The organism is Carboxydocella sporoproducens DSM 16521 (assembly GCF_900167165.1).
Classification (GTDB): domain Bacteria; phylum Bacillota.
Genome location: NZ_FUXM01000058.1, coordinates 1 through 8,731 on the forward strand (window position 1 = coordinate 1; position 8,731 = coordinate 8,731).

Here is an 8,731-nt window from a genome sequence, read left to right on the forward strand (position 1 = left end):
CGCCGGGCGTATTCCAGGAAATCGAAGGGTGGCTAAGGCGGAGATTGCGGATGTGCGTCTGGAAACAATGTAAACGTGTCCGAACCCGATACCGTGAGCTACGGGCCTTAGGCCTACCGGAGCGAGTAGTCCATATAATGGCTAATGCCCGTAAAGGCTACTGGCGAATGTCTCGACAATTAAATAACGCCCTGAACAATGCCTACTGGCAAAGTCAGGGCTTGAAGAGTTTGACTGAACGTTATCATCGCATTCGTCAAGCTTGGTGAACCGCCGTATACCGAACGGTACGTACGGTGGTGTGAGAGGACGGGGGTTAATCACCTCCTTCTACTCGATTGACTCAAGGGTGAAGGAAAAAGTTTGTAAAAAATAATTGACAATAGACAACGAGTGTTATATTTTATATTTAACAATTCAAATCTCTATATCAAAAATCAAATTTAACAAAAGGAGGTGTGACATGTACCTTGGTGAAATTGCTCGGATTAAAATGGGGCTCGTGCTTTCCAGAAAAAAGGCTGAAATAGACTTGGAAGCTGTAGCGGAATATCCGATGATATCTCTTAAAAACATCCAGGAAGACGGTACGTTTACAGAGGATCCCGTCGAGAGTTTCAAGAGCAAGGAAATCATCGGCAATGAGTTTTTCACCCGTGAGGGAAATATACTTGTTCGTCTCAGTCATCCCAATACAGCGGTGTTGATTGACAAGGAGCAAGAGGGTCTGCTCATTCCTTCTTACTTTGCAAATGTTGAAATTATCGACACGAATGTATTGCCAGGCTATGTTGCATGGTTCTTGAACACCGATAAGGTAAAAGGGGAATTGTTAAAAAGCCAGACGGGAACCCATATTCCTAGCACCAACAAACAGATTTTGGAAAAGATATCGATTCCTGAACTGGATTTGGATAAACAGCAAAAGATTACAGATATACAGCAATTATATCGAAAGGAAAAGCGTTTGTATCAAAAACTAATGGCTGAAAAGGAAAAGTTCTATAAGGCGGTTACTTATTCAATCATAAAAATGAACGAAGGGTGAAGGAGAAACATGGAAAAAACAACGCAAGCTTATATCAACTCGGTTCTTTGGCAAGCATGTGACACATTCAGGGGAAAAATTGACTCCAGCATATACAAAGATTACGTGCTGGTCATGCTGTTCGTTAAATATCTGAGCGATACATACAAAGAAAGGCTTGAAGAGTACACCAAACGATATAACGGTGATCAGGAACGGATTAAGCGGGCAATGTCCAGGGAACGGTTTATCCTTGATGAATACTCCACGTTTGACTACATATACAGCAAGCGGAATGACCCCGAAATCGGCGTGATCATCAACAAGGCGTTGGAACGTTTGGAGAATGAAAACACAGGAAAATTGCGGGGTGTGTTCCGCAATATCGATTTCAACTCCGAGGCGATCCTGGGCAAAACCAAGGAAAGAAACGCCATGCTGAAAACGCTTCTGGAGGATTTCGCGAAGCTGGATCTGCGTCCTTCGGTGCTTGAGGATGAGGATATTATCGGGAACGCGTATCAATATATGATCAATTTGTTTGCCAGTGATGCTGGCAAAAAAGGCGGTGAGTTTTTTACACCGCCAGAGGTATCTGAACTTCTTGCCAGATTGGTAAAACCCCAAGAAAATGATCGGATTTATGACCCCACTTGCGGTTCGGGTTCTCTTTTGATTCGGGTGGTCAGACAAGTGCCAAACCGAAAAGTGGCGGTATATGGGCAAGAGCGGAACGGTCAAACGCATTCCCTGGCGTTGATGAACATGTATCTGCATGGCATTGATGATGCCAAGATTGAATGGGGTGACACCTTGGCTAATCCGCTTCATTTGGAAGACGGCAAGTTGATGAAATTCCAGGTGATCGTCGCCAATCCCCCATTCTCGCTCGACAAATGGGCGATGGGTTTCGCGGGGGAAGGCAATACCGACGAGAAGTTCAAAATGGAGGCAAGCCTTGACCCTTATGGGCGTTTTTCCTGGGGAGTGCCGCCCGCATCCAAAGGAGATTACGCCTTCGTCCTGCACATTCTTCATTCGCTTGCGGAAAACGGCCGTGCGGCGGTCATCCTTCCTCATGGCGTGCTGTTTAGAGGAGCGAGCGAGGCGAAAATTCGGGAGGAAATCATCAAGCATAATTTGTTGGATGCCGTTATTGGGTTGCCCGAAAACTTGTTCTTTGGAACAGGCATTCCCGCTTGCGTGATGGTCTTCAAGAAGAATCGAACGAGAAAAGAAGTTCTGTTTATTGATGCCTCGGGAGAAGGAAACTACGAAAAGGGCAAAAACCAGAACAAGCTCAGGAAGCAGGATATCCAGAAGATTGTTGAAACGTATGAGAAGTACGAAACGATCGACAAATATTCTTACGTTGCGACCATCGAGGAGATCAAAGAGAACGACTACAACCTGAACATTCCGCGATATGTTGATACGTTTGAGGAAGAGGAAATGGTTGATATGGATGCGGTGAAGGAGAACATTTCCAATATTAAGCGGGAGCTTCAGGAAGTAGAGCGGCAGATGGAAAAGTATTTGGAAGAGCTGGGGTTGTAGGGTTATGACTTTCGAAGAAAACTTTAAAACTACCTTGTTAAAAGTATGGGAGAATGAGTATACTGATTCATTCGGTGTATCTAGGGCTTTAAATAAATCCCATATTTATTTTGAGTATACATCTATTTTTACAAGACGTGAATGGAATACCTATTCAGCTATTCTCCATATTAGAACTCCGTATGACAATATAAAAGTGTTGGAGGAAAATAAAGATAAGATTTTTAGAATAGCTGAAAGGATTTTTGGAAAGCAGGATGACTACTATCTAACCGATATATCAATTGATGTTCTAATTGAGCAATTTGAAGTAGTCGATTTTTCGTTACTTGGAAAAACCGAAACAATAAGACGTGCAATTAGTGACGCGGAATCATTCATGAAGGAGGGGAAGTACTCTTCAGCAATAGATAGGGTGCACACTTCATTGCATGGGTACTTACGTCTGCTGTTAGATACGAAGAAGGTTTCCTATGAAGAAAGCGATACTCTGATGCAATTATATAGTAAACTCCATAATAGTTTGGATCCGATTGAAAATAAAGAGATCAATAATTTAATAAAATCAACTATCAGAAGTGCGTCTGCTGTAATTGATTCGATAAATACAATTAGGAATAAACATTCATTGTCTCATCCAAATGAAGAAATAGTAGGTGAATCTGAAGCTAAACTAGTAATAGGGATCTGTAAAGTACTGTTTGATTATATTGAGGGAAGGACGTAAGAAGAATGGGAGCAAAGTATATAAATAAAGTCGAAGATTCAACTGGATACAAAAAAACAAAAATAGGTGTATTACCTTCTGATTGGGAAGTAAAGAAATTGAGTGATGTTTCTTGTATAAATCGGGAGAGCTTAAATGGAAATATAGACGCCGACTATGAGTTTTATTATTATGATCTGTCTTGTGTTGATAATGGTAAAATTTATAAACCAAACAATAAAATCAAATTTAAAGAAGCTCCGTCAAGGGCTAGAAGAGTGTTTCAAAAAAACGACATATTATTTAGTATGGTAAGACCATACTTGAAAGGATTTGCTTATATTGATTTTGAATGCAAAGATTGCATTTGTTCTACTGGTTTTTCAGTAATTTCAAGCAATAAGGCGAATGATGCGAAATTTATTTATTATAACCTGTTTGGAACAGTGATCGAAAATCAGGTAAATAAACTTTTAGTAGGTTCAAATTATCCAGCAATTAATAGTTCAGATGTCGAAAACTTGAAAATACCATATCCTAAATTAGATATGGAAAGGGAAAAAATCGGAAATATCCTCTCAACCTGGGACAAAGCCATCGAGCTGAAAGAGAAACTGATTGAGCAAAAAAAAGAGCAGAAAAAGGGCTTGATGCAGAGGTTGTTGACAGGAAAGGTCAGGTTGCCAGGTTTTGAAGGGGAATGGGAGGAGGTTCAAGTTAAAGATGTTTGTGAAATTGGAAGAGGGAGAGTCATTAGCAAAAAAGAGATTGAACAAAACCAAGGTATATACCCTGTCTATTCTTCACAAACATCAAATAATGGAGAAATTGGTCGTATAAATACTTATGATTATGATGGGGAATACATCACTTGGACAACTGATGGAGTAAATGCTGGGACAGTTTTCTATAGAAAAGGCAAATTTAATTGTACAAACGTTTGCGGAACACTGAAATTACTTAGACATGACATTGATGCAAGATATTTCTCGTTAATGCTTCAGGGGGAAACAGATAAATATGTAGTTCGTCATGGAAATCCCAAATTAATGAATAATGTCATGGCAATTATCACAGTGAGAATATTCAACAACTATGAGTATCAAAAATTTATTTGTGATATCTTCGATATGGCAGATAGAGAAATCACTCTTTTGGAGCAGGAAGTTGAAGCCTTGAAACAACAAAAGAAAGGCCTCATGCAACTTCTGCTTACAGGAAAAGTCAGAGTGAAATGCTGATGCTTCACTCTGCAAATTGGGAGGTGAAAAAATGCCCAGAGCAAAGGATTATGACGAACGGAATATCAGCCAACAGCCAGCCATTGAGGTGTTGAAGGCGTTAGGCTATCGTTACCTAGCTCCTGAAGAAGCGGAAGCGATGCGGGGCAATCAATTTAATGTGATCCTGAAGGATGTGCTGGAGGAAAAGCTTCGGGATCTGAATGCTTATGAGTATAAAGGTACTACATATCGTTTCAGTGAGCGGAATATCCAACAAGCAATTCGGGATTTGGATGAGCCGCTGACGGACGGGTTGGTGAAAACCAACGAAAAAATTTACGAATCCTTGATGTTGGGGAGAAGCTATACCGAGAACTTGCCTGACGGCTCCAAGAAATCGTTCACCATCCAGTACATCGATTGGGAAAACGTCAAAAACAACGTCTTTCATGTGGTGGAAGAAGTCGTTGTCGAGAAGATGGACGGGCAAGGAACCGCCCGTCCAGATATCGTGCTCTATGTGAACGGAATCCCATTTGCCGTGATTGAGTGTAAAAAAGCCTCCATTTCGATGGAGCAAGGCATTAGCCAGATGATCCGCAATCAGGGCAAAGACTACATCCCGCAACTGTTCAAATTTGTTCAAATCGTGATGGCGACCAATAAGAATGAAACCCAATATGCGACGTGCAATACACCGAAGAAATTTTGGGCGGTATGGAAAGAAGAAGATGAAGATTGGTTGCAGGAGCAAATCAGCAAGACGGTGCATCACCGTCTGCCGACGAATCAGGATAAAAACATCATTTCCCTGTTCCATCCTGAAAGACTGCTGGAGCTTACCCGCTATTTCGTGCTGTTTGATAAAAACGAGAAAAAGATTGCCCGTTACCAGCAATATTTTGCCATCAAAGAAATCCTCAAAACCGTGGAAGAGACAGACCAAAACGGCAATCGCCAGGGCGGGGTCATCTGGCATACTCAAGGTTCGGGAAAATCGCTCACGATGGTGATGCTGGCTAAATACTTACTTACGGAAATGCAGAACATCAACCCGAAAGTTATTGTGGTGACCGACAGAAAAGAGCTGGACAAACAAATTCACCGCACGTTTCATCATACCAGGCTCAAAGCTAGCCGAGCAACATCGGGAAAGCATTTGGTCGATTTGATTAACGACAACAGTGCCGACATAGTGATGACCCTCGTCCACAAGTTTGATACAGCGGCGGTGAAACAAAAGCCGATCCTCTCCAGAGATATTTTCATCCTGGTGGACGAATCACATCGGACGCAGTACGGGGAACTGCACAACAAAATGAAACAGGTGTTCCCCAATGCCTGCTACCTTGGTTTTACGGGAACGCCGCTGATGAAAAAAGAAAAAAATACGATGGTCAAATTCGGCAAGCTGATCCATGCCTATACGATTGCCGACGGGGTTCGTGACAAGGCGATTGTCCCTCTTTTGTACGAAGGCAAAATGGTCGAGCAAACGGTGAACCGCAAAGCCATCGACCACCGTTTGGAGATGATCACCCGCCACTTGAATGAAAAGCAAAAAGAAGAAGTGATGCGAAAGTGGAGCCAGTTTGAACGCATTGCCTCGTCTGATCAGCGGATTAAAATGATCGCTTTCGATATCAACGAACATTTTCTGCACAATTACAAGACCAAAGGCTCTCATTTCAAAGCCATGCTGGCAACGAACAGCAAGAAAGAAGCCATCCGTTATCTGGAGGCGTTCGAAGAACTGGGCGATCTGAACTGTGCGGTGGTCATTTCTCCCCCTGATCAGCGGGAAGGGCATCACGAGGTGGATGAAAGCACCGATGATAAAGTTCAGCAGTTTTGGAAACGGATGATGGACAAATACGGGAACGAGGAAGCCTACGAAGAAGCGATCAAGGATGAGTTTATCAACGGTGACGACATCGACCTGCTCATCGTCGTCGATAAATTGCTGACGGGTTTTGACGCTCCAAGGGCGACCGTTTTGTATGTCGATAAACCGATGAAAGAACACACTCTTTTGCAAGCCATTGCCAGGGTGAACCGCCTGTACGAAGGTAAGGATTACGGTCTCATCATCGACTACAGAGGATTGCTCGACAAACTGGATGAAGCGATGGAGATGTATTCGGGGGCGGGGCTGGAGAATTTCGACCCGAAGGACTTAAAAGGCACATTGTATGATGTGATCAGCGTCATCGGAACGCTCAGGCATTATCATACGGAACTCGTGAATATTTTCATCCCTGTGAAAAACAAAAGCGACATCGAAGAATACGAGGTTCTCCTAGAAAACGAGGAGCTCAGGGAACATTTTTACAACATGCTCAGCCAGTTTGGACGCCATCTGGGCATCGCCTTGGAGTCGGAAAATGTTTATAGGGCTTTAGGGCCAGAGGAACTCAATCGATACAAGAAGGATTTGAAGTTTTATCAGGAACTCCGCAAAAGCGTAAAGCTCAGGTACAGTGACACGATTGACCATAGGGAATACGAAGCCAAAATGCAGATGCTGATGGACAACTACATTTCGGCGGAAGAGGTCATTCGCATTACAAACCCCGTGGATATTATGGACGAGAAAGGATTTGAGGAAGAGTTAAAACGGTTGCAGTCCCCACGGGCAAAAGCGGATGCGATCCGTACCCGATTGTCCAAGCGAATCGAGACCAAATGGGATGAAAATCCCGCGTACTACAAAAAATTTTCCGAACGGATCGAAGAAGCCATTCAGGCCTATAAGGACAAGCGGGTCAGCGAGGCGGAATATCTGCAACGGATGAAGGAGATCTTGCGGGATTTTCGCTCAGGAGCTTCGGGCGTCACCTACCCCGATAACATCCGAAAGAATCCCAATGCCCAGGCTTTTTATGGTGTGGTGAAAGAAATCATCGGGGAAGCGAATGATTTAACGGACAAAGACGAACTCATAGGCGAATTGGCCCTTCAGGTGGATGAAATCATCGAGGAGCACAGCAAGGTCGATTGGCACGATAACATGGAGGTTCACAATCGCATCGCTCAGGAACTGGATGATTTGCTGTACGACTTTGCCAAGGAACACGGTTTGAAACTGGATTTTGACCAGATTGACAAAATCATTGAAAACGTCAAGACGGTTGCCTTGAGACGATATTGACGGGTGTGGTGAGATGGAGATTCATCAGGTCGAGTTCGGAGGAAAGGTGATTCCGTTTATATTAGAACGAAAACCCGTAAAAAATGTCAATCTTCACATCAAACCCGATATGACCGTCATGGTTTCGGCAAACGAGAAAGTGCCGCTCGATTTTATCCTGGGCTTTGTGAAACAGAAAGCGGCGTGGATCCTGAAAAACATTCAGTTTTTTGAAGATGTCCAGCCAGAAGTTCAGAGTGAAAAGGAATATGTCAGTGGAGAGTCATTCAAGTATTTAGGCAAGCAGTATCGCTTGAGGGTCGAAGAGAGCGAAGCGGAGGGAGTAAAGGATTATCGAGGCTTCATTTATCTGTATGTAAAAGACAAACAGGATCTCAAACGGAAAGAGAAGCTTTTTGGGGAGTGGCTACGGAACAGGGCTGAAATTGTATTCAATGAATCCCTGGATAAGATGTATGCTTTGGTTCAAAAGTACAACGTTAGGAAGCCCAAGCTGATGATCCGCACGATGAAGGCAAGATGGGGATCGTGTTTGAGGGATTCCAATGCCATACTGCTCAATTTTGAGCTGATCAAGGCTCCAAAATACTGCATCGATTATGTGGTCTTACATGAGCTCATCCATTTTTTATATAAGAACCATGATTATCAATTTTACAGCTTCCTTTCCGCATTGATGCCCGATTGGAAACAACGGAAATCAATTTTGGATGAGGAAGTGGTTCGGGAATTATAGGGGAAGAGACGAGTTGACGTCTCTTTTTCGTTACTATCGTGAAAACATGGGAGGTGTCTTATGAACAAAGAAAAAGTTGCACTTTTCGAGAACATTTTACATGAAGTTTATTCTCATTATACCAATTCAAGTGATTTTAACGGGATATCTTTAACTAATCTCATGAAGTTATTCAAATTAAATGAAGTTGAAATGAAAAACATAATAAAAGAGATGTTGCAAAATAATAAAATTACATCAGTAGCGTTGCATTAATTTTATGAATGGTAGTCAACTATGTTTTGGTCATTACGCATTATGGTATATATGACATTTATGTAATTATATGTAA

Annotated in this window: 8 protein-coding genes; all 8 read left to right on the top strand. The window is 42.5% G+C overall.

Translation table 11 applies throughout. The features are described from left to right. The coding region (locus B5D20_RS12985) for a group II intron maturase-specific domain-containing protein (RefSeq protein ID WP_341429576.1) at positions 1-269 on the top strand (269 nt) is incomplete at its 5' end. 194 nt (positions 270-463) lie between these two features. After that, on the top strand, positions 464-1,048 hold the full coding sequence (locus B5D20_RS12990; RefSeq protein ID WP_078666636.1) for a restriction endonuclease subunit S: 585 nt from the start codon (positions 464-466) through the stop codon (positions 1,046-1,048). Between the two features lie 9 nt (positions 1,049-1,057). Next, a complete protein-coding gene (locus B5D20_RS12995; RefSeq protein ID WP_078666637.1) occupies positions 1,058-2,584 on the top strand; it encodes a type I restriction-modification system subunit M in 1,527 nt (508 codons plus the stop codon). Positions 2,585-2,588: 4 nt separating this feature from the next. Then, complete coding sequence (locus tag B5D20_RS13000; protein ID WP_078666638.1) at positions 2,589-3,311, top strand: abortive infection family protein; 723 nt, start codon at positions 2,589-2,591, stop codon at positions 3,309-3,311. A 5-nt stretch (positions 3,312-3,316) separates the two neighbouring features. Then, the gene (locus tag B5D20_RS13005) at positions 3,317-4,531 is read left to right on the top strand and encodes a restriction endonuclease subunit S (protein ID WP_078666639.1); all 1,215 of its coding nucleotides are present in this window, start codon (positions 3,317-3,319) and stop codon (positions 4,529-4,531) included. 31 nt (positions 4,532-4,562) lie between these two features. After that, positions 4,563-7,664 (top strand): type I restriction endonuclease subunit R, encoded by a 3,102-nt coding sequence (locus B5D20_RS13010; RefSeq protein ID WP_078666640.1) that lies wholly within the window; start codon positions 4,563-4,565, stop codon positions 7,662-7,664. A gap of 13 nt (positions 7,665-7,677) precedes the next feature. Then, positions 7,678-8,400, top strand: a complete 723-nt coding sequence (locus B5D20_RS13015; RefSeq protein WP_078666641.1) for a M48 family metallopeptidase — start codon at positions 7,678-7,680, stop codon at positions 8,398-8,400. A gap of 60 nt (positions 8,401-8,460) precedes the next feature. After that, positions 8,461-8,655, top strand: coding sequence for a hypothetical protein (locus B5D20_RS13020; RefSeq protein WP_078666642.1), 195 nt, complete (start codon positions 8,461-8,463; stop codon positions 8,653-8,655). Positions 8,656-8,731: the final 76 nt, after the last annotated feature.

Excerpts from the sequence above, each read along its gene's own strand:
- B5D20_RS13020 (WP_078666642.1), top strand. The coding sequence starts at position 8,461 with ATGAACAAAGAAAAAGTTGCACTTTTCGAGAACATTTTACATGAAGTT.
- B5D20_RS13010 (WP_078666640.1), top strand. The coding sequence starts at position 4,563 with ATGCCCAGAGCAAAGGATTATGACGAACGGAATATCAGCCAACAGCCA.
- B5D20_RS13000 (WP_078666638.1), top strand. The coding sequence starts at position 2,589 with ATGACTTTCGAAGAAAACTTTAAAACTACCTTGTTAAAAGTATGGGAG.
- B5D20_RS13005 (WP_078666639.1), top strand. The coding sequence starts at position 3,317 with ATGGGAGCAAAGTATATAAATAAAGTCGAAGATTCAACTGGATACAAA.
- B5D20_RS12995 (WP_078666637.1), top strand. The coding sequence starts at position 1,058 with ATGGAAAAAACAACGCAAGCTTATATCAACTCGGTTCTTTGGCAAGCA.
- B5D20_RS12990 (WP_078666636.1), top strand. The coding sequence starts at position 464 with ATGTACCTTGGTGAAATTGCTCGGATTAAAATGGGGCTCGTGCTTTCC.
- B5D20_RS13015 (WP_078666641.1), top strand. The coding sequence starts at position 7,678 with ATGGAGATTCATCAGGTCGAGTTCGGAGGAAAGGTGATTCCGTTTATA.